This is a genomic window from Streptomyces sp. NWU339 (assembly GCF_003143855.1).
In the GTDB taxonomy this organism is placed as follows: Bacteria; Actinomycetota; Actinomycetes; order Streptomycetales; family Streptomycetaceae; genus Streptomyces.
This window is the reverse complement of the sequence record NZ_QFRK01000016.1, coordinates 69,978-88,696: the sequence shown is the minus strand read 5'-3', so window position 1 is coordinate 88,696 and position 18,719 is coordinate 69,978. Positions and strand designations below refer to the sequence as shown.

Sequence of the window (18,719 nt, the reverse complement as noted above, 5' to 3'; positions counted from 1 at the left end):
CTCAGATGTTGGCCGTGACCTGGGGTTTCGTAGTTTCTCGGTAGTAGTTGGCTTCGTATTCGACAGGCGGAATGTGCCCTATCTCATCGTGGAGCCGGCGGTGGTTGTACCAGTCGACCCATTCGGCAGTGGCGAGTTCGACGTGCGACAGCGTCTTCCACGGCCGCTGCGGTTTGATGACCTCAGTCTTGAACAGGCCGATCGTGGACTCCATGAGCGCGTTGTCACAGGCATTGCCGACCGACCCGATCGAGGCCGCGATCTGTGCCGCGTCCAGGTGCTCGGCGAGGCGAAATGACGTGGACTGCCAACCGGCATCGGAGTGATGCACCAACTCGCCGGGGGCGGGCGAAAGTCCGTCCCGATCTCGCTGCCACAGTCCCATGTCCAGGGCATCCAGGACGAGTCGGGTCTGCTTCGACATCGATGCGGACCAGCCGACGATGCGGCGGGAGAAGGTGTCCACGACGAACGCGGCGTAGATGACGCCGGCCCAGGCGGCGACATGTGTGAAGACGGCAACCCAGGTGCGGTTCGGTGCCGGTGCGACGAACTCGCGATCGAGCAGGTCCGGCGCCCTGGTGGCGGCCGGGTCCGGCATGGTCGTGATGACCTTCTTGCCGCGGACGGCGCCGGCGATACCAAGCTCGCGCATCAGACGCTCGACGGTGCAGCGGGCCACCTTCTGACCCTGCCGGTTGAGCCGGCGCCAGATCTTTCTCGCGCCGTAGACCCGGTAGTCGGTCTCGTAGACCTCCTTGATCTGTTCCTTGAGTTCCGCGTCCCGAACCGTCCGGGCGGACGACTCCGACTGACGCTTCCTGGCTGCGTAGCAGGCAGCAGGGGCGATCTGGCAGCCGTGCTGGGTGAGCACGCGGCAGATCGGCTCGACGCCGCCGAAGCGGTCCCGGTGCTCGTTGATGAACGCTACGAGCGCGTGTGTGGCCGGTCGGGCTCGGCCGCGAAGAAACTCGCCGCGGCCTTCAAGATCTCGTTCGCCCGCCTGAGTTCGGCGATCTCCTTCTTCATCGCCTTGATCTGCGCGAACTCCTCCGTCGTCGTCCCCGGCCGGGAGCCGTTGTCGATCTGGTCCTGACGGACCCACTTGCGCAGCGTCTCGGTCGTCCCGATCCCCGGCTTCGCGGCGACCGCCTTCATCGCGGCCCACTCGGTCTCGTATTCCGGCCGCACCTCGGCAACCAGGCGGACCGCTCGTTTGCGCAGCGCAAGGGGGTAAGGGGAAGGACGTGCCATGACTCGATCCCCTCAAATGATCGAGTCACTATCGAACCCGGAACGGTTCAGCGAGTACTTGGCATCTTGTGCGGGGCAACATGATGTACAGGCCAACCCGTTGCGGGGGCTTGTGGAAACAGTCGATACGGGCATGGCTGGGGCCGTAGGATCAAGTGATCTCGTGGGGGTGGTCATGCTCAGGCGGCGTCCGGGCCCACCGACGCTCGAGGAGGTGGCCGCGCTCGCCGGTGTGGGGCGGAGCACCGTCTCCCGCGTCATCAACAACGCGGCGGGCGTGAAGGACACGACGCGACGCGCCGTGCAGCGCGCCATCGCGGAACTGGGGTACGTCCCCAACCTGGCGGCCCGTACGCTGGCGGGCCGGCGTGCCGACGCGGTCGCGCTGGTCATGACGGAGCCGGACTGGCGGCAGTTCGGTGAACCCTTCTTCTCGGAGATCGTGCGGTCCGTCGGTGACGCTCTGACCGAGACCGAGGTGCAGTTGCTGCTCACCCTGGTGCGCACGGACGCCGAGCGGCAGCGTCTCGTGGAGTACGCGCGCGGCGGCCGGGTCGACGGCGTCATGCTGATGTCCGTACACGCCGAGGACGCGCTGCCTGACATGCTGGCCGAAGTGGGCCTGCCCACCGTCCTGCTGGGGCGGCGCTCCGGGGACGAGAGTGTGACCTACGTCGACGCCGACAACGTCGGCGGGGCCCGCAGCGCCGTGGCGCATCTGCTGGCCACCGGCCGCCGCGCGGTCGCGACCATCACCGGACCGTCCGGCATGTATGTGGCCCAGTGCCGGCTGCGCGGCTACCGGGAGGCGCTGGAGCGGGCGGGTGCCGAGGGCAGGGCGTCCTGGACCGTCGAGGGCGACTTCTCCACGGACAGCGGGCACCGCGCGATGGCCGAACTCATCGAGCGTGCCCCGGAGATCGACGGGGTGTTCGCCGCGTCGGACACCATGGCCGCGGGCGCGCTGGGCGCCCTGCGCGCGGCGGGGCGGCGGGTGCCGGACGACGTCGCGGTGATCGGTTTCGACGACTTTCCGCTCGCACAGCACACCGATCCGAAGCTGACGACGGTGCGTCAGCCGCTGGAGGAGATCGGGCGCACGATGGTGCGGCTGCTCCTGGAGGAGATGGAGGAGTCGGCGGTGGCCTGGCGGCACGTCATCCTCCGCACGGAACTGGTGCTGCGCGGATCCGCCTGACGACCCGCCGCCCCGGCCCGCCGGGCACGCCCCCGGTGCACGTCGAATGTTTCGGGAGCGCTCCCGGCGTTCGGAGTTCGAGTGGATCACCTCTCTGACCAGCTCCTTCGAAACGCATTCGACGGGCTGCCGCGCACAGGGTTGTCAGGGACATGGACGCCTTCTACAGTCCCCTCCCGGAACACTATTGGGAGCGCTCCCACCCATGGGGAGGCGGGAGCGCTCCCGCCGGTAACCCCGCACACCCTCCCGGAGAGGTCCCCCACATGCCACGGTTACGGCACCACCCCCGCACGCTGCGCACCGTGTCGGCCGCGCTCCTCACCGCTCTCGCCGCGCTCGCGGCGCTGCTGACCGCGACCGCACCGGCCCAGGCCGACACCACGGTCTGCGAACAGTACGGATCAACCGTCATCCAGGGGCGCTACGTCGTCCAGAACAACCGCTGGGGCACCAGCGCCACCCAGTGCGTCACCGCCACGGACACCGGCTTCCGGGTCGCCCAGGCCGACGGCTCGGTGCCGACCAACGGCGCGCCGAAGTCCTACCCGTCGGTCTTCAACGGCTGCCACTACACCAACTGCTCGCCGGGCACCGCCCTCCCTGCGCGCATCAGCGGCATCGCGAACGCCCCCACCAGCATCTCGTACGGCTACGTCGACAACGCCGTGTACAACGCCTCGTACGACATCTGGCTGGACCCGACGCCCCGGACCGACGGGGTGAACCGGACCGAGATCATGATCTGGTTCAACAAGGTGGGGCAGATCCAGCCGATCGGCTCGCAGGTCGGCACGGCCACCGTGGCCGGGCGCACCTGGCAGGTGTGGTCCGGCGGCAACGGCACCAACGACGTGCTGTCGTTCGTCGCGCCGTCGGCGATCAGCAGCTGGAGCTTCGACGTGATGGACTTCGTCCGGGAGACCGTCGCGCGCGGACTGGCGGGCAACGACTGGTACCTGACGAGCATTCAGGCCGGTTTCGAGCCCTGGCAGAACGGCTCGGGACTCGCCGTGCACTCGTTCTCGTCCACCGTCAACACGGGCGGCGGCTCGAATCCGGGGGACCCCGGCGCCCCGGCCGCCTGCACGGTGTCGTACGCCACGAACGCCTGGCCGGGCGGCTTCACCGCGAACGTCACCGTCACCAACAACGGCCCGGCCGCCGTCGAGGGCTGGCAGCTCGCCTTCACCCTGCCCTCCGGGCAGAGCATCGTCCACGCCTGGAACGCGTCCGTCACCCCCTCCTCGGGCGCGGTCACGGCGACCGCACCGGTCGGCAACACGCGGATCGCCGCCGGGGGGAGCCAGAGCTTCGGCTTCCAGGGCAGCTACAGCGGCGCCTTCGCACGGCCCGACGCCTTCCGGCTGAACGGCACCGCCTGCCGGACCGCGTGAGGCGCACGGCGGGCCGCGCCCCGCCGTGCCCCCTCGCTCCGGGGCCCGCTCATCCCTCCCTGCGCCGACGGGGCGGGCCCCGGCCGGACCGCACCGCGAACGGCCGCGCCGAGGGCCGGTGCCGACGCACCGGCCGCTCGACCGGTCCCGCTTCCGCCGCGGGACGGTCCCTCCAAGCCCCCCGCCCGTCCGGTTGGCACCCTCCCCGGCCGGGCGGGGGTTCCACCCCTCCACCGCTCATGAAGAACTCAGCATCGGGACAGGAGACTCCATGGCTCTGAGAAGCAGACTGGTCTCTCTGGCAGCGGTACTGGCGACCCTCCTCGGAGGGCTCGGTCTCAGTTTCCTCTGGCAGAAGGACGCGCAGGCGCACGGCGTGGCGATGATGCCCGGTTCGCGCACCTACCTCTGTCAGCTGGACGCCATCACCGGCACCGGCGCACTCGACCCGACCAACCCCGCCTGCCGGGCCGCGCTGAACCAGAGCGGCGCGTCGGCCCTGTACAACTGGTTCGCCGTCCTGGACTCCCGGGCTGCCGGACGCGGCCCGGGTTATGTGCCGGACGGTACGCTGTGCAGTGCCGGCGACCGGTCGCCGTACAACTTCTCCGCCTACAACGCGGCCCGCGCCGACTGGCCCCGCACGCATCTGACGTCCGGAGCGGCGATCAAGGTGCAGTACAGCAACTGGGCTGCGCACCCAGGTGACTTCCGGGTCTACATCACCAAGCCCGGCTGGTCGCCCACGTCCCAGCTGGGCTGGAACGACCTGGAGCTGATCCAGACCGTCACCGACCCGCCCCAGCAGGGCTCCCCGGGTGCCAACGGGGGTCACTACTACTGGAACCTGAAGCTGCCCTCCGGCCGCTCCGGTGACGCGCTGATCTTCATGCAGTGGGTGCGTTCGGACAGCCAGGAGAACTTCTTCTCCTGCTCCGACGTCGTCTTCGACGGGGGCAACGGCGAGGTGACCGGCATCCGGGGCTCGGGCAGCACGCCGCCCCCGGACCCGACACCGACCGACCCGCCGCCCCACACCGGTGAGTGCATGGCCGTCTACAACGTGGTGAACTCCTGGAACGGCGGTTTCCAGGGCTCCGTCGAGGTGATGAACCATGGGACCTCGCCGCTCAACGGCTGGGCCGTGCAGTGGAAGCCCGGTCCCGGGACCACGATCGGCAGTGCCTGGAACGGCTCCCTCACCACCGGATCCGACGGCACGGTGACGGTACGGAACGTCGCTCACAATCGGGTGATCAATCCCGACGGAAGTGTGACGTTCGGCTTTACGGCCACGTCGTCGGGCAACAACTTCCCGGTGGGCACGATCGGTTGTGTCAACCCGTAGCGACCGCCCCGGCCAGGTGCGCCGCTCGCCCCGCCTCCACCGCGGGGCGAAGCGGCGCACCGTTGCTCCCGTGTTCAGGCGGAGTCCGTCCGGGCCGGCTCCCGGACCGGTGCGGGGGCAGGGCGGGCGGCCTCGCGGTCGGCTCGGTGCAGGGGCGTCAGTACCACGAGGCCGACGACCGCGACGAGGACGAAGAAGCCGCCGAGCACGGCCGCGCCGGTCACCGGACCGGCCATCAGTCCGTGCGCGGTCACGACGGCGCCGGGGGCCGGTGCCCCGATGCCCCGATGCCCTGGGCGGCGTATCCGACGAGGTAGCCGCCGGACACCATGCCCGCCCGGTGCGGGGCGGGGCGGATCGGCTGAGCACCATGAGCCCGCCGGCGAAGTCGAAGGCGTACGCGGCTCCGGCGACGGCCGACGCCAGGAAGAACAGCAGCAGTCCCTCGACCGCCCGTGACGGGACGTCTATCGGGTTCCGCGCAGCAGTGGCCATCGGTGTTCACTCTGTCACCGTGTCCGTCGATCACCGGTGGGCTCGTGCTCGCGGTGTGCACGGGCCCCGTATCCGGCGCTACGGGAACACCGGGCGGGAAGGCCAGTGCCACCAGAGTCACTGATCTGGCAGTGAAGGACACCCTGTGCTTGCCGAATACCTCATCCGTGCTGGTCAGGCCGCATGCTGGCACTCGTGGAGGGTGCCGCCAAGCCGCGCTCGCCGTCGTATGTCCAGACGGGCGATCCGGTCCGGGTCCTCGATCGGAGCAGGCAGCGGGTGGAGGGGGCGGGCGTTCGCGAGGCCCTGGTGCGGCCGGTGCTCGTTGTAGAACGTCTCGAACTCGCGTAGTGCGTGCAGGAGATGGCGTTGGTTCCAGATCAATGTGCGGTCCAGCAGTTCKCGTCGGCAGGTCTGCACCCACCGCTCCATGATCGAGTTCATTCTCGGTATCCGGACGCCGCTGAGCACCACCTCGATACCCGCGTCCTTGAGGACGGCGTCGAACAGCCGCGGGAACTTCCCGTCCCGATCCCTGATCAGACAGCGCGCCCAACAGCCGGCGTCCTCGAGGTCCATGACAAGATTCCTCGCCGCCTGGACCACCAGGACGCGGTCGGATGCGCGGTGGCGCCGAGGATCCGGATCCGGCGGTTCGCGTGCTCGATCGCGGCGAACACGTACAAGCGGGCCCCGGACGGGGTGACGGTTTCGAAAAAGTCGCACGCCAGGAGCGCGTCGGCCTGGGAGCGCAGGAAGTCCGCCCAGGGGCTCGAGGCCCGCTCGGGCACCGGCTCGATGCCGGCCTCCTTCAAGACTTCCCAGACCGTGGATGCTGCCACCTTCACGCCGGGCACGAGCAGTTCACCGTGCAGGCGCCGGTAGCCCCAACTTGGATTTTCCCTGGCCAGGCGCAGTACGAGTGCTCGGATCGGGTGCACGGTGCGGGGCCGGCCTCCGCGCTTCGGCCTGGACTGGGCAGCGTGCCGGTGGGCGAGGAGATCGCGATGCCGTCGCAGTACCGTGCCCGGCCGCACCAGCAGTCGCATCCGACGCAGCACTTCCCTCACCAGACCGTGGAGCAGCGACGCCAGGAAAGCCCGGTCGCTCGCGTGCATCCGGACTCGCTGACCGTCCAGCTGCCGCTCCAAGACGGCGATCTGATGGCGCAGGGCCAAGATCTCGATGTCCTTCTCACGGTCGCTCGTTGGCAGCAGCCGCAGCATCGCGAACGCGTTCGTCATACCCAGGTACGCCAGTCTCAGCAGCACGACCGATCACCATGCCGCGCCACCGCCGCCGCGCGACAGCGGGGACTCGATCGGCCATGGCCAGCGCCCCGAAACCCGATCCCACCTGTATGGATGAGGTATTCGGCAAGGGCAGCGTCGGGTGCACCTGGGCAAGGGAAGGGAGCCCGCACCACAAACCTCATAGCGTCACGACCGTCTCACTGGACTTGAAATCTTCCGCCCTCGGCGTCGGCGTAGGCGAAGACGTCTGCCAGAGTGCGCAGTCGTGGGCCGGGCCTGTCGGGGACGGCACAACCCCGTGCCGCGAGCAGCGGCCGGCTCTCGTGCACCGCCCGGGTGACGGTGGGTCGGCTCACTCCGTACAGTTCGGCCAGTACCGCGTGCGGCAATCGCAGGCGCAGGACGGCCAGAGTGACCAGCACGCGGTCGGTGAAGACCAGATGGTGGTGCGGCCCGGCTCCGGCTGCCCGCTTGCGCTCGTCTCCTCGCCGCTCGCGCAGCACGGACTCGCACCGGGTGGTCCAGAAAGTGGCCAACTCCTCGATCAGTCGGCCGAGATGTGCACGGGACAGACCGCAGAAGGCAGGATGAGACAAGACCGCACGGGCCCAGGCTGACGTCACAATCCGCTCAACCCGTACGGCCGTCGTCGCGTCACGGGTGACGGCCTGCTTGCCAGTGGCTACTCGACGAATTCGGCGATCAGTGCCGTGGCCACAGAGCGGAAGCCGAGCCGGGCATAGATCCGGGCGACGTCATCGTCGCCCGCGGACAAGAAGATGGTCTCGATGCCTCGCGACCGGGCGTCGGCCACCAGCACTGCGGTGACCGCATGCGCAAGACCCCGACGGCGCGCGGTCGGCAAAGTTCCCACCCCGGCGATCTCGGTGACCACACCGACCGGCTGGTGCTGACCGGCGCACAGCGCCGTGCTGTCCTCCACCGCGGCGGCAACGCACGTCAGGCCGGCCAGGATGCGTGCCACCGCGCGTTCCACCGATCCGTCACCGGCACGGCCGCGCACCGCCTCGCCCAGTTCCGCCAGGCCGGCTGCACCGCCACCGGTGCCAGGCTCGGCGAAGGCCAGGTGAGGAACGGCCAGCGCGCTCGGCAGCACGGGATCGTCCGGCCCGACGGTCCGGACCACCACACCGTCGGCCGGCTCGGGCACGGCGGGGGCCGGTACGTCCGGGCCGAGCACCATCAAGGGGTGCTCGTGCACTGCAAGCCCCGTCTGCTCGACCGCGGCCCGCAGCGCGGGCGCGGTCTCGGCGACCCACTCGAAACTCTCCGGGATGCCCAGTTCCCGCTGCCAGGCGCGGACCCGGTTCACATCGGCGGCACTCACCGCTCCGGACCATCCCGGGGTCGGACGTGCATAGAAGGGCCAGCCCTGCCCCTCTCGTATGAACAGGCTCAGCGACCCGAAGTCTTCGACTCGGGCGCCGGAGCGGGGAACCGCGTCGTAGTACTGCTCAAGTCGGTCCAGCAGCTCACGGCGATCAGCAAGGTCCACAGACGTCACGCCGAGCATCCAAGCAGGAGCTCGGGAACCACTCCACCGCATTACGTCCGGTCACGGCCAGCTCCTGGACGAAGCGGCGCTCAACTGCCGACAGCGGCATCGCGAACCAAGTCGTAAGCCGTCGTCGGACTGTCGATGTTCTCCAGCACACAGAGCGCTCTGCGGTTGTGGGTTCGGGCCCGCAGACTCTGCCGCGGTCGCTGCTTAGCCTCGTCGCGAGCTTGAGCCGCAGGTCCGGTGTTGTTCGACCGGAGCAGTCAAAGGAGACTCCTATGCCGCCAATGGGCGTGCCCGAAGATATTGGACTGCCTGAGTATCCGGTCGGTCACGACCTGATGGGCCGTTGCCTGACCGACGCGCACAGCGCCGCGGTGGCCCGGGTGTCCCGGCCCTCTGTGCACGAGCCGTGCTCGGACCTCGTGGGGGCGCGTTCATGACGTCGTCGTCGGCTTATCTCATGACCGTCGCCGCGATCGGCATCGCCGTCCTGCTCTTCCTGATCATCCGTGTGCGGGTCGAGCCGTTCGTGTCCCTCCTGCTGGTCAGCGCGGTGGTCGCCTTCGCGGCCGGGATACCGCTCGCCGAGATCGTGCCGGCCATGGAGGACGGTGTCGGGAGATCACTCGCCCACGTCGCGCCGATCGTGGGGCTCGGCGCACTGCTGGGCAAACTGCTGGAGGTCTCGGGCGGCGCACGCGTGCTGGCCGACCGACTGCTGGGATGGTTCGGTGAGCGTCGGGCGCCGGCAGCGCTGGGACTCACCGGCATCATCTTCGGCATTCCGGTCTTCTTCGACGTCGGTGTGATCGTCATCGCTCCCCTCGTCTTCGCCGCTGCTGCGTCCGGACGCAAAGGCATGCTCTGGTACGCACTTCCCGCCGCCGGCGGCCTGGCGATCGTGCACGGTCTCCTGCCGCCGCACCCCGGCCCGGTCGCCGCGTCCGGACTGATGGGCGCCAACATCGGTCTGGTCATCCTGATCGGAGCGGTCTGTGCTGTACCGGCGTGCCTGGTCGGCTTCGTCTATGCCGGGTGGATCGCCCGGCGTATCGAAGTTCCGGTCCTCCAGCCCGCGCTCGGCGCTACCGGCCGGCACGAGGATGCGGCGGCGCTCGCCCCACCGGCCGCCGGCGCATCGGCGCTGGGCCTGGGCACGGTCGTGACCATCATCGCCGTGCCCATCGGACTGATCCTGGTGCAGACGTTCTCCTCGCTGCTGATCGACGGCGCGGACAACACCTTCACGAAGATCGCGGGATTCATCGGGTCGCCGCTGATCGCCCTGCTGATCGGTGTGCTGTTCGCCATGGTGGTGCTCAGCTCCCGGTACGGCTGGAGCAGGACGAACCTCACGCAGGTCGCCGACAGCGCGCTGCGTCCGGTCGGCATGATCCTTCTCGTCGTCGGGGCAGGTGGCGTATTCGGGTCGGTGCTCACCGCCAGTGGGATCGGGAAGATCCTGGCCGAGGGACTGGCCGGGTCAGGCCTGCCGTTGATCCTCCTGGCGTTCGTGATCGCCTACCTGCTGCGGCTGGCCCAGGGGTCCGCCACAGTGGCCACCGTGGCGGCCGGCGGGATCGTGGCCGGCCTCGTGGAGAAGGCCGGGCTGCCCGACGGACAGGTCGCCGCCCTGGTCGTCGCGATCAGTGCCGGAGCTATCTCGACCTCGCACGTCAACGACGCCGGCTACTGGCTCGTCACCAGGCTGTTCGGGATACCCGAGAAGGACAGCCTGCGGTCATGGACCGTCATGACGACGCTCATGGGCTTCACGTCGTTCGCCGCCGTGGCCGGCCTCAGTCTTCTGCTCTGAGGCCGCGGCGTGCAGCAGTAGCCGCCCGGCCTGCCCGGGCGGCTACTGCTGCCCGTGCTCGCGGTCGGCGGAATGCGGCCGCAGTACCCGGTTCAAACGCAGAGCGAGCTGGAGGTCCAGTGTCTTGTCCGGGTCGGACCAGTCGAGGTCGAGGAGGCGCTTGATACGGTCCAGTCGCTGGGTGACGGTGTTCGGATGCACATGCAGATGGTCCGCGCTTCGGGCCGGGCTGCGTCCCGTGGCGAAGTATGTCTCCAGGGTGGTGAGCAGCTCGGTGGCACGCTGTTCGTCGTGGCGGACGACCGGCCCGAGCATGCGGTCGACGAAACCGCTGGCCGTGGCCGTCCCTCCGAGCAGCAGGCCGGTGTAACCCAGTTCCTGGACGGTCGCCGAGTCTCCCGCGCGTTCCAGCCGTAGCAGCGCCTGAGCGCAGGCCAGGGCTTCCCCGTAGGCGCTCGGGAGGCCGCCGGGCTCGGTGACGGGCCCGGCGGCTCCTACGGTGACCGGGGTGCCGAGACGGAGGGACAGCGATCCGGCGATCTGCCTGCCGGTCAGTGCCGCGTCCGACGAGGGCAGTGTCAGCACCGCGAAGCCGTCCCGGACCGTGCTGAGGCCCTTGCGTGACGCCGCCACCTCCGCCGTGGCCGCGGACAGGAGGGGCAGCTGGCGGGCGGGTGCGTGGGTGACGAGGACCGTGTGGGGTCTGTGCGGCTGGTAGCCCAGTCGCTGGGCACGTTCGTCCAGCGCCGTTCCGGCCCGTGCGGTGCCGCTCAGCAGGTCGTCGAGGAGGTCGCCACGCACGCGTGCCTCCGCCGCGGCGAGACTGCGGGTGAACAGCTGCAGCAGCGCCGCCACCACCGCTGTACGCTCCAGCAGGCGCACGTCGGCAGCGGTGGTGTCCTCCGTGGGTGTCTCCGGGGCCCAGACCAGGGCACCGAGGGAACTGTTGCCCGCGGTCAGAACCGTCACCCAACAGCCGTCGACGTGTTCGCTGCGCCCGGTACCCGTCCTCGGGCGGTGGGCTGCCGTGATCATTGCGTGAAGCCGGTCCTCGGGTGTGCCGTCGGTCCACGTGATCGGGGCGTTCAGTTCGTCGACGACGGCCAAGCAGCCGCCGAGGAAAGTCCGTGCGGCGTCGACGACCTCCTGCAAGCCCCCTCCCTGCAGGACGAGATCCATGCTGCGGTCGTGGGCGGCCACTTCGCGGGCAGTGGCGCGGGTGCGCTCTTCCAGCGCGGCGTTGGCCCTCCGGGCGTCTTGCAGGGCTTGTTCCTTGTCGTCAAGGAGCTGGGCGCGCTCGATCGCCACGGCGGCCAGGGCGGCGAAGGAGCTGAGCAGGAGCACCGACTCCGGCGGGAAGGCGCCGGCTGTCCGATTGGATGCGTAGAGGACACCGATGACATGACCGCGGTGCACCAGCGGGACGCCGAGGATCGCCACCTGTCGTTCGGCCCGCGCGGACTGGTCCACGGCGGCGTCGTGGTCAAGTCGCTCGTCGCGGAAGTAGTCGGGCGTGGCGAAGGGCGCGGCCGACTCGGCGACCTTGCCGCCGATACCCACACCGAAGGGGATCCGCACGTCCTTCCAGTCGCCGGTCGTCGCTCCGACCATGACCCGCACGTAGGTCTCCGAGCGCTCGGCGTCGTTGAGGCTCAGATAGGCGAGGTCGCAGTTCAGTAGCCGCTGTGCGCGGGTGACGATGGAAGTCAGCACCCTGTCGACGTCGCTGGTGACTTCGACCAGCTCCGTCGCACAGGTCAGCAGGGCCCGCTGAGCCTCGTGCCGGGCCTGCTGGACGTCGAACCGGTCGCGCAGCAGCAGCGCGAGGTGGTACTCGCTCAGCAGTTCGTCTCTGTTCGCCCCGGGGGCCGCCAGGGCCACGCGCAGAGCGTCCTCGTAGGCGACGGCCGGGGCCTCTTCGACCAGAAGCCGCAAGAAGGTGTGCCGCGTCATGTCTTTCTTCTCCTCGGGGGCCGGGCCCGCCCGTCCCGCCGCGGACCCACCGTAAGGCAGTCGGCCGCTCCTCTCCGTGCGGACGGGCCCCGGCTGGCGGGGACGGGCGTGACAGGTGGCTCAGGGGCCGGCCTTGGTGGAGACGCCTTTCGCATCAGACCCGACGAAAGAGGGCGGCGAGTGCCTGTCCGCCGCCGATGCACATCGTGACGACGCCCAGTTCCAGGTCGCGCCGGGCCAGGTCCTTGGCCAGCCGCAGGGTGAGGATGGCGCCGGTCGCACCCACAGGGTGTCCCAGAGCGATGGCGCCGCCGTACGGGTTGACCTTCTCCGCGTCCAGTCCTGCGTCCCGGATGACTGCGACGGCCTGGGCTGCGAACGCCTCATTGAGTTCGACGACGTCGATGTCGGACGGTTTCGTGCCGGTCTTCTCGAACAGCTTTTTCAGCGCCGGCACCGGTGCGTATCCCATCAGCTCCGGCTCCACGGCCGCCGTGGCCACCGCCTCCAGACTGACCAATGGCGTCAGGCCATGCTCCGCGGCCACCTCACCCCGGGCGAGGACAAGGGCGGCGGCCCCGTCATTGATGCCGGACGCGTTGCCTGCGGTCACGGTGCCGTCCTTCTGGAACGCCGGACGCAGACCGGTCAGTCGCTCCAGGGTGGTCTCGGGCCGGGGGTGCTCGTCGGTGCCCACGACGGACGGCTCGCGGCCGCCGGTCATCACGGGAGTGATCTCCTCGTCGAACGCGGCCCGGGCCGCGGCCGTGGCGGCGCGTTGCTGGGACCGCAGTGCGAAAGCGTCCTGCTCCGCACGGGAGACGCCGTACTTCGCGGCCACGTTCTCCGCCGTCACGCCCATGTGCACGCCGTGGACGGGGTCGGTCAGCATCATGACCGTGCCGTCGGCCAGGGTGCGGTCGCCCAGGCGGTATCCGGCTCGCGCGCCGAAGTCGTAGAACGGCATCCGGGACATGTTCTCGTCGCCGCCTGCCAGCGCGATGTCGGCTGCTCCCCAACGCATCTGCATGGCGGCCGACCAGACCGCCTGGAGACCACTGCCGCACAGCCGGTTCACGGTGTAGGCGGGGATACCGACAGGCAGCCCGGCGTCCAGGGCGACCCGGCGTGCGTTGTAGGCGTCCGCGCCCACCTGGCCGATACACCCCATCACCACTTCGTCGATGGTTTCGGGCGCCACCCCCGCACGGGTGAGGGCCTCGCGGACGGCCACGGCACCGAGCCGATGTGCCGGGGTGTCCTTGAAGGCGCCGCCGAAGCTGCCTACCGGGGTACGGGCACCATCGACCACGACGATGGGCTCTGCGGGCATGGAGGGTTTCCTTTCGGACAGCGGACGAGTGCCGTGTGCGGAGCGTCAGGAGGCGTAGTCGTAGAAGCCTCGACCGCTCTTGCGGCCCAGGTGGCCGGCGGCGACCATGCGGCGCAGGAGAGCGGGGGGAGCGTAGAGGGGCTCCTTGTACTCCTCGTACATGGATTCCGCCGCGGCCTGCGCGGTGTCCAGTCCGACGAAGTCGAGCAGGCGCAGCGGGCCCATCGGGTGAGCGCAGCCGAGCTCCATGCCCCGGTCGATGTCCGAGGCCGAGGCGGATCCCGATTCGAGCATGCGCACCGCGGACATCATGTACGGCACGAGCAGGGCGTTCACAACAAAGCCGGAGCGGTCGGGAGCACGGATGACCTCCTTGCCCAGCCGGTCGGTGACGAAGTCACGGGCGCGCGCGTAGGTCTCCTTGCTGGTGGTCACCGCGGGGATCACCTCCACCAGCCGCTGGACCGGAACCGGGTTGAAGAAGTGCACGCCGACAACGTGTGCGGGTCGCTGGGTGACCACCGCCAGGTCGACGACGGGAAGGGAGGAGGTATTGGTGGCCAGGATGGCCTCGGGGCTGGCCAGCGCCTTGTCGAGGGCCCGCATGACCTCGCTCTTGGCCTCGGCGTGCTCCACCACGGCCTCGATGACGAACTGCCGGTCGCCCAGGTCCCCCACATCGGTGGTGAACGCCATGCGTCCGAGCGCCGTCTCGCGCTGTTCCTCGGTGAGTTCGCCCCGCTGCACGCCTCGGTCCAGAGAGGCGGTGATCCGGCGCTTGCCCGCCTCGACGGCTTCGCGGCTCGCCTCCGCGACGAGGACGTCCAGTCCCGCGACCGCGGCGACCTGCGCGATGCCGGAGCCCATCAGGCCGCAGCCGACCACGCCGAGACGGTCTACCTTCTTCGTGTCCATGTCCATGCTTTCCAGGTGAGGGCGTCGGAGAGGGGCAGTCCGCGCCGCGGCCGTCCGCGGTCCGTGATGCTGCGGCCGGCCGCCGGGGCCGGGTCACGCACGCGCCGACCGGCGCTCGGCCAGCCGGACGAAGAAGTCCAGTGCCTCTGGGGCGTCCACGGCAGCGGGCGCGATCACGGCACCGGGTTCCGCGCCCAGGAGGATCCGCTTGAGCGGGACCTCCAGCTTCTTGCCGGTCTTCGTGTGCGGGATGGCCGGCACCGCCACGATCTCGTCGGGTACGTGTCGGGGCGAAGCCTGTTGCCGGATTGCCTGACGGATGCGGTCGCGCAGGCTGTCGTCGAGTTCCACGCCGTCGCGGAGGGCGACGAAGAGGGGCATCCAGTAGCCGCCCTCGGGCAGTTCCGCTCCGATGACGAGCGCTTCATGGACCTCGGGGAGGTCCTCGACGGCTGCGTAGATGTCAGCGCTGCCCATACGGACGCCATTGCGGTTGAGTGTGGCGTCCGATCGGCCGTGGATCACGACCGAGTTCCGGTCTGTGACGGTGATCCAGTCGCCGTGCCGCCACGTGCCGGGGTAGGTGTCGAAGTACGCCTGCCGGTAGCGCTCCCCGGACTCGTCGCCCCACAACGCGACGGGCATGCTGGGCATCGGGTGGGTCACGACGAGTTCCCCCACCTCGTTCACCAGGGTCCGTCCCTGCGGATCCCATGCCTCGACCTTGACCCCCAGACAGGGGGCCGAGATCTCACCGGGGACCACCGGGACGGTCGGCGCACCGCCGACGAATGCTCCCACCACGTCGGTTCCGCCGCTGATCGCGATGAGGGGAACCTGGCCCCCGACGTGCGCGGACACCCAGACATTGGCCGAGGGCGGTACGGGCGAGCCGGTCGCAATGATCTGCCGAAGAGCAGACAGATCGCACAGTCGGCCGGGGAAGATTCCCGAACGTTCGCAGGCAGCCAGGAAGCCCGGGCTCGTCCCGAAGTGCGTGACCCGGTGCGCGGACGCCGCCCGCCACAGTCCTGCCGTGTCAGGGAAGGTCGGGCTGCCGTCGTACAGCACCGCGGTGGCTCCCACCAGCGGCGCGGAGACCAGCAGCGTCCAGATGACCCAGCTCGGCGAGGTCGCCCACAGCAGCCGGCTGCCGAGTCCGAGGTCCCACTGCAGCCTGAGGGTCTTGTACATCTCCAGCTGGACGCCGCCGTGGCTGTGCACGATGCCCTTGGGGACGCCGGTGGTCCCGGAGGAGAACAGCACCCACAGCGGGTGGTCGAACGGCACGGCCACGGGTTCCAGGGTGGCTTCGCCCGCCGTCAGTTCCCGCCAGTCGAGGCAGTCCGGCGCCACCGTGGAGCCGAGCCGGGGCACGATGACTGTGTGAGCGGGACCGATTGCCTCCCGCAGCGTCGCCACGGCCGGCCCGCAATCCCGGTCGACACCGGCGTAGCGGTATCCGTCGACAGCGATCAGCACCTTCGGCGTCAGTTGGCCCAACCGGGCCGCCGCGGCGTCCGGTCCGTAGTCCGAGCCGACCGAGGCCCAGACCGCGCCGATGCTGGCGGCCGCGTAGAAGGCGACTGCCGACTCACCGATGTTCGGCAGGTAGCCGACGACACGGTCGCCCACACCGACTCCGAGTGAGGTCAGGGAGCGGGCGAGGGCCGCCACCCGGCGGCGGAACTCGCCGGTGGTCAGGGGTTCGGTGCTGCCGTCTTCGCGGACGGTGATCAGTGCCGGTTCCTGCGGATCGCCGCCCGTCAGCAGTCCGTCGGCGTAGTTGGTACGGACGCCGGGGAACCAGCGCGCTCCGGGCATCCGCTCCTCCGCCAGTACCTCCCGGTAGGCGGTCCGGAAAGGAACGTCGAGGTACTGCTGCACGGCGGACCAGAAACCGGACAGGTCGGTCACCGACCAGCGGTGCAGCTCTCCGTAGTCGGACAAGTCCAGGCCACGGTTCTTCCGGAGCCAGCGGCAGAAACCTCCCAGGGCTGACGCGTCCAGCTCCAGCCCCGTCGGCCCGGTCACTGCGCGCCCTCGGCGGCACCGATGAGGACGAAGGCCATCGTGGCGGGCTCGGTGCCACGGTTGCTCCAGCGGTGCCTGGTGCCTCGCTGCACCACACAGGTCCCCGCGGGGAGGCGACGCTCCGCTCCGTCGTCCAGTTCCAGCCACATCTCTCCTGACAGGACGACGCCGTAATCCAGGGTGGCGCTGGTGTGCATACCGGGGTGGTCCTTCTCAACGATGGCCGCCAGGCCGGCGAGGATCTCCTCGGCCCAAGGCGTTGCGGGCTGCGGGTCGGTGGGTTCGTCGGCGGTCGCCGGAGGCCAGGTCACCAGCAGCAGGCGAGTGCCGCCGGCCCCGGGGAAGTACGGGGCGAGGACCGCCTTGGGCTCGGCCTCGGCATTTGACGCCCCGCCGTCCGCCGTTCCCCAGGCAAGGAAGATTTCCAGTCCGGGAAAGGCCGGGGTCTGCGCGGGTTCGAGCGGCTGCTCGTCGACGAAAACCGACTTGCCCTCGACACGGCCGGTTACCACAAGGTTCGGATGCAACATCATTGTCCTCCTGACCGACGAATCGCGCGGCGGGCAGTGACCGGCCGACGCGCCCCTCAGTCAAAGCCAAAGCGCAGGCAGGCACGATCCGTTCGCAGCACAGAGAAGCGAGCGTTCCCCTGTGCTGGAGCACATACTGTCCGGTACGCCGGACGTGTGCCGGTCCTCACGCGTCTCACCTGGCTTTCCCTGATCTTGGGAACGGCGAGGCGCGGGCACCCCCCGGAGTTCCGCCTATGCCTGCGGTCGGCCGGGCAACTGGAACGCGCTGGGCGATCGAGGAAGCCTTCCAGGCCACGAAGAACGAGTGCGGCCTCGACCAGTACGAGGTCCGCCGCTACACCGGCTGGATGCGGCACGTCACCCTGGCCATGCCGGCGCACGCCCTCCTGGCGGTCATGGCCGCCGACGCCGCGGCAAAAGGGGTAGCAGAAACGGTTCCTGCCTCGCGCCCCTCACCGTGGCAGAAGTTCGGCGGCTCCTGGCAACTGGCCACCCACCCGCGGCACGCGCTCATCAGTCCCTCMTCAGGGCACGCGCACTGAGATGGTCACAGTGGCGCAGACGACGCCAAGCCGTCGCCCGCCGCTGCCACTATCAGCGGCGGCTGCACACGATCGGGGGGCGGTCCGGGAAAGAGAACACGGGCCGGAACCCAGCCCGCTACACTCGCCCAAACCGCTCCTGAGCAGGGAAAACGTCAAAGTGCTGCTGGAGTACTAGCCCAGCGTGCGGCGGTGGTGTGGCTGACCTGGAAACGTTCCGCCGCCCGCCGCAGCGGCCATCCGGGCGCTGTCACGTTGACTGGGGCGTGGGATGATCTTGGAGTGATCGTTCCGGGAAGGGTCCGTTCGTGCCGTCGACGCCGCCGTCCTACAAAAACCACCGCTACCCGGCTGAGGTCATCGCGCACTGCGTGTGGCTGTACTTCCGTTTCCCGCTCAGCTTCCGCGAGGTAGAGGAGCTGATGCTGCAGCGCGGTGTGATCGTCTCCTACGAGACGGTCCGCCGCTGGTGTATGAAGTTCGGGCAGGCCTATGCAAACGGACTGCGCCGCCGCCGGCCGCGGCCCAGGGATACATGGCATCTGGACGAGGTCTTCGTCAGGATCAACGGGGAGCTGAAGTACCTGTGGCGGGCCGGCGGCGGCGACGGCACCGTCCTGGACATCCTCGTGCAGAACCGGCGGGACGAGGCCGCAGCCCGGCGGTTCTTCCGCCGCCTGGTGAAGAAGACCCGCACGGTGCCCCGGGTGATCGTCACTGACAAGCTCCGCTCCTCCGGCGCCGCTCACCGCCAGGTCATGCCCTCCGTCGAGCACCGTTCGCACCAGGGCCTGAACAACCGGGCCGAGAACAGCCACCAGCCCACGCGGCAACGCGCACGCGCGATGAAAGGCTTCCGCAGTACCGGCGGGGCGCAGCGGTTCCTGTCCGCCTTCAGCGGCATCTCACCCCACTTCAGACCCCGCCGTCACCTGATGACCGCACACGACTACAGAACCGAGATGACCGTTCGCTTCGCCATCTGGAACCAGGTCACCGGAGTTGCCGGCCTGCCCAGCACCCCCTGAACACGCGGCCGGAACCCGGCCCGCCACGCCCCAACGCACCTCCTCACTCAACAACGTGACAGCGCCTCGAGACTGCTCGGCCCGCGGGGCGACAGTCC

Annotated in this window: 13 protein-coding genes and 3 pseudogenes; 6 read left to right on the top strand and 10 right to left on the bottom strand. The window is 69.6% G+C overall.

All coding sequences use genetic code 11. The annotated features are described in order from the left end of the window. Position 1: 1 nt before the first annotated feature. Positions 2 to 1,254 (bottom strand): IS3 family transposase gene (locus DIZ27_RS20520; RefSeq protein ID WP_109379892.1). Its coding sequence is split into 2 segments (ribosomal slippage): positions 2 to 972 and positions 972 to 1,254, totalling 1,254 coding nucleotides; the frame shifts between segments, so codons are not numbered across the junction. Positions 1,255 to 1,429: 175 nt separating this feature from the next. Here DIZ27_RS20520 and DIZ27_RS20515 point away from each other — a divergent pair. The 3 genes from DIZ27_RS20515 to DIZ27_RS20505 all read left to right on the top strand — a co-directional run bounded on the left by DIZ27_RS20515 (position 1,430) and on the right by DIZ27_RS20505 (position 5,197). Continuing rightward, positions 1,430 to 2,452, top strand: a complete 1,023-nt coding sequence (locus DIZ27_RS20515) for a LacI family DNA-binding transcriptional regulator (protein ID WP_109379916.1) — start codon at positions 1,430 to 1,432, stop codon at positions 2,450 to 2,452. A 266-nt stretch (positions 2,453 to 2,718) separates the two neighbouring features. Then, on the top strand, positions 2,719 to 3,849 hold the full coding sequence (locus DIZ27_RS20510; RefSeq protein WP_109379891.1) for a cellulose binding domain-containing protein: 1,131 nt from the start codon (positions 2,719 to 2,721) through the stop codon (positions 3,847 to 3,849). Positions 3,850 to 4,120: 271 nt separating this feature from the next. Beyond that, positions 4,121 to 5,197, top strand: coding sequence for a lytic polysaccharide monooxygenase (locus tag DIZ27_RS20505; protein ID WP_109379890.1), 1,077 nt, complete (start codon positions 4,121 to 4,123; stop codon positions 5,195 to 5,197). A gap of 74 nt (positions 5,198 to 5,271) precedes the next feature. On the opposite strand, the gene DIZ27_RS45200 is transcribed toward DIZ27_RS20505, so the two are convergent. From DIZ27_RS45200 to DIZ27_RS20490, 4 genes and pseudogenes are all read right to left on the bottom strand, one after another. Then, complete coding sequence (locus DIZ27_RS45200) at positions 5,272 to 5,451, bottom strand: hypothetical protein (protein WP_146228972.1); 180 nt, start codon at positions 5,449 to 5,451, stop codon at positions 5,272 to 5,274. 415 nt (positions 5,452 to 5,866) lie between these two features. Continuing rightward, positions 5,867 to 6,963, bottom strand: a pseudogene (locus DIZ27_RS20500) (integrase core domain-containing protein). Between the two features lie 200 nt (positions 6,964 to 7,163). Beyond that, positions 7,164 to 7,568, bottom strand: a pseudogene (locus tag DIZ27_RS20495) (transposase family protein); the annotation flags it as partial. A gap of 59 nt (positions 7,569 to 7,627) precedes the next feature. Further along, complete coding sequence (locus tag DIZ27_RS20490; RefSeq protein ID WP_109379888.1) at positions 7,628 to 8,479, bottom strand: GNAT family N-acetyltransferase; 852 nt, start codon at positions 8,477 to 8,479, stop codon at positions 7,628 to 7,630. A gap of 448 nt (positions 8,480 to 8,927) precedes the next feature. On the opposite strand from DIZ27_RS20490, the gene DIZ27_RS20485 reads away from it, so the two are divergent. Further along, entirely contained in the window at positions 8,928 to 10,283 is a 1,356-nt protein-coding gene (locus DIZ27_RS20485) for a GntP family permease (protein ID WP_181383615.1), read from the top strand. Positions 10,284 to 10,325: 42 nt separating this feature from the next. On the opposite strand, the gene DIZ27_RS20480 is transcribed toward DIZ27_RS20485, so the two are convergent. The 5 genes from DIZ27_RS20480 to DIZ27_RS47210 form a co-directional block, all read right to left on the bottom strand. Then, positions 10,326 to 12,236: a helix-turn-helix domain-containing protein gene (locus tag DIZ27_RS20480; RefSeq protein WP_109379886.1), complete on the bottom strand. Its 1,911-nt coding sequence runs from the start codon at positions 12,234 to 12,236 to the stop codon at positions 10,326 to 10,328. A 154-nt stretch (positions 12,237 to 12,390) separates the two neighbouring features. Continuing rightward, entirely contained in the window at positions 12,391 to 13,569 is a 1,179-nt protein-coding gene (locus DIZ27_RS20475; RefSeq protein ID WP_109379885.1) for a thiolase family protein, read from the bottom strand. 45 nt (positions 13,570 to 13,614) lie between these two features. Beyond that, positions 13,615 to 14,490 (bottom strand): 3-hydroxybutyryl-CoA dehydrogenase, encoded by an 876-nt coding sequence (locus DIZ27_RS20470; RefSeq protein ID WP_375231988.1) that lies wholly within the window; start codon positions 14,488 to 14,490, stop codon positions 13,615 to 13,617. Between the two features lie 87 nt (positions 14,491 to 14,577). Then, positions 14,578 to 16,518, bottom strand: coding sequence for an acetoacetate--CoA ligase (locus DIZ27_RS20465; RefSeq protein ID WP_109379883.1), 1,941 nt, complete (start codon positions 16,516 to 16,518; stop codon positions 14,578 to 14,580). After that, positions 16,515 to 17,048, bottom strand: a complete 534-nt coding sequence (locus tag DIZ27_RS47210) for a cupin domain-containing protein (RefSeq protein WP_181383614.1) — start codon at positions 17,046 to 17,048, stop codon at positions 16,515 to 16,517. Before DIZ27_RS47210 ends, DIZ27_RS20465 begins: the two co-directional genes overlap by 4 nt. Before the next feature lie 251 nt (positions 17,049 to 17,299). On the opposite strand from DIZ27_RS47210, the pseudogene DIZ27_RS20455 reads away from it, so the two are divergent. Both DIZ27_RS20455 and DIZ27_RS20450 read left to right on the top strand, forming a co-directional pair. Continuing rightward, positions 17,300 to 17,593, top strand: a pseudogene (locus tag DIZ27_RS20455) (IS701 family transposase); the annotation flags it as partial. Positions 17,594 to 17,901: 308 nt separating this feature from the next. Next, positions 17,902 to 18,621, top strand: coding sequence for an IS6 family transposase (locus DIZ27_RS20450; RefSeq protein WP_109379881.1), 720 nt, complete (start codon positions 17,902 to 17,904; stop codon positions 18,619 to 18,621). Positions 18,622 to 18,719: the final 98 nt, after the last annotated feature.

Coding starts and splice junctions, on each gene's coding strand:
- DIZ27_RS20510 (WP_109379891.1), top strand. CDS start 2,719: ATGCCACGGTTACGGCACCACCCCCGCACGCTGCGCACCGTGTCGGCC.
- DIZ27_RS20490 (WP_109379888.1), bottom strand. CDS start 8,479: ATGCTCGGCGTGACGTCTGTGGACCTTGCTGATCGCCGTGAGCTGCTG.
- DIZ27_RS20515 (WP_109379916.1), top strand. CDS start 1,430: ATGCTCAGGCGGCGTCCGGGCCCACCGACGCTCGAGGAGGTGGCCGCG.
- DIZ27_RS47210 (WP_181383614.1), bottom strand. CDS start 17,048: ATGTTGCATCCGAACCTTGTGGTAACCGGCCGTGTCGAGGGCAAGTCG.
- DIZ27_RS20470 (WP_375231988.1), bottom strand. CDS start 14,490: ATGGACATGGACACGAAGAAGGTAGACCGTCTCGGCGTGGTCGGCTGC.
- DIZ27_RS20480 (WP_109379886.1), bottom strand. CDS start 12,236: ATGACGCGGCACACCTTCTTGCGGCTTCTGGTCGAAGAGGCCCCGGCC.
- DIZ27_RS20475 (WP_109379885.1), bottom strand. CDS start 13,569: ATGCCCGCAGAGCCCATCGTCGTGGTCGATGGTGCCCGTACCCCGGTA.
- DIZ27_RS20505 (WP_109379890.1), top strand. CDS start 4,121: ATGGCTCTGAGAAGCAGACTGGTCTCTCTGGCAGCGGTACTGGCGACC.
- DIZ27_RS20485 (WP_181383615.1), top strand. CDS start 8,928: ATGACCGTCGCCGCGATCGGCATCGCCGTCCTGCTCTTCCTGATCATC.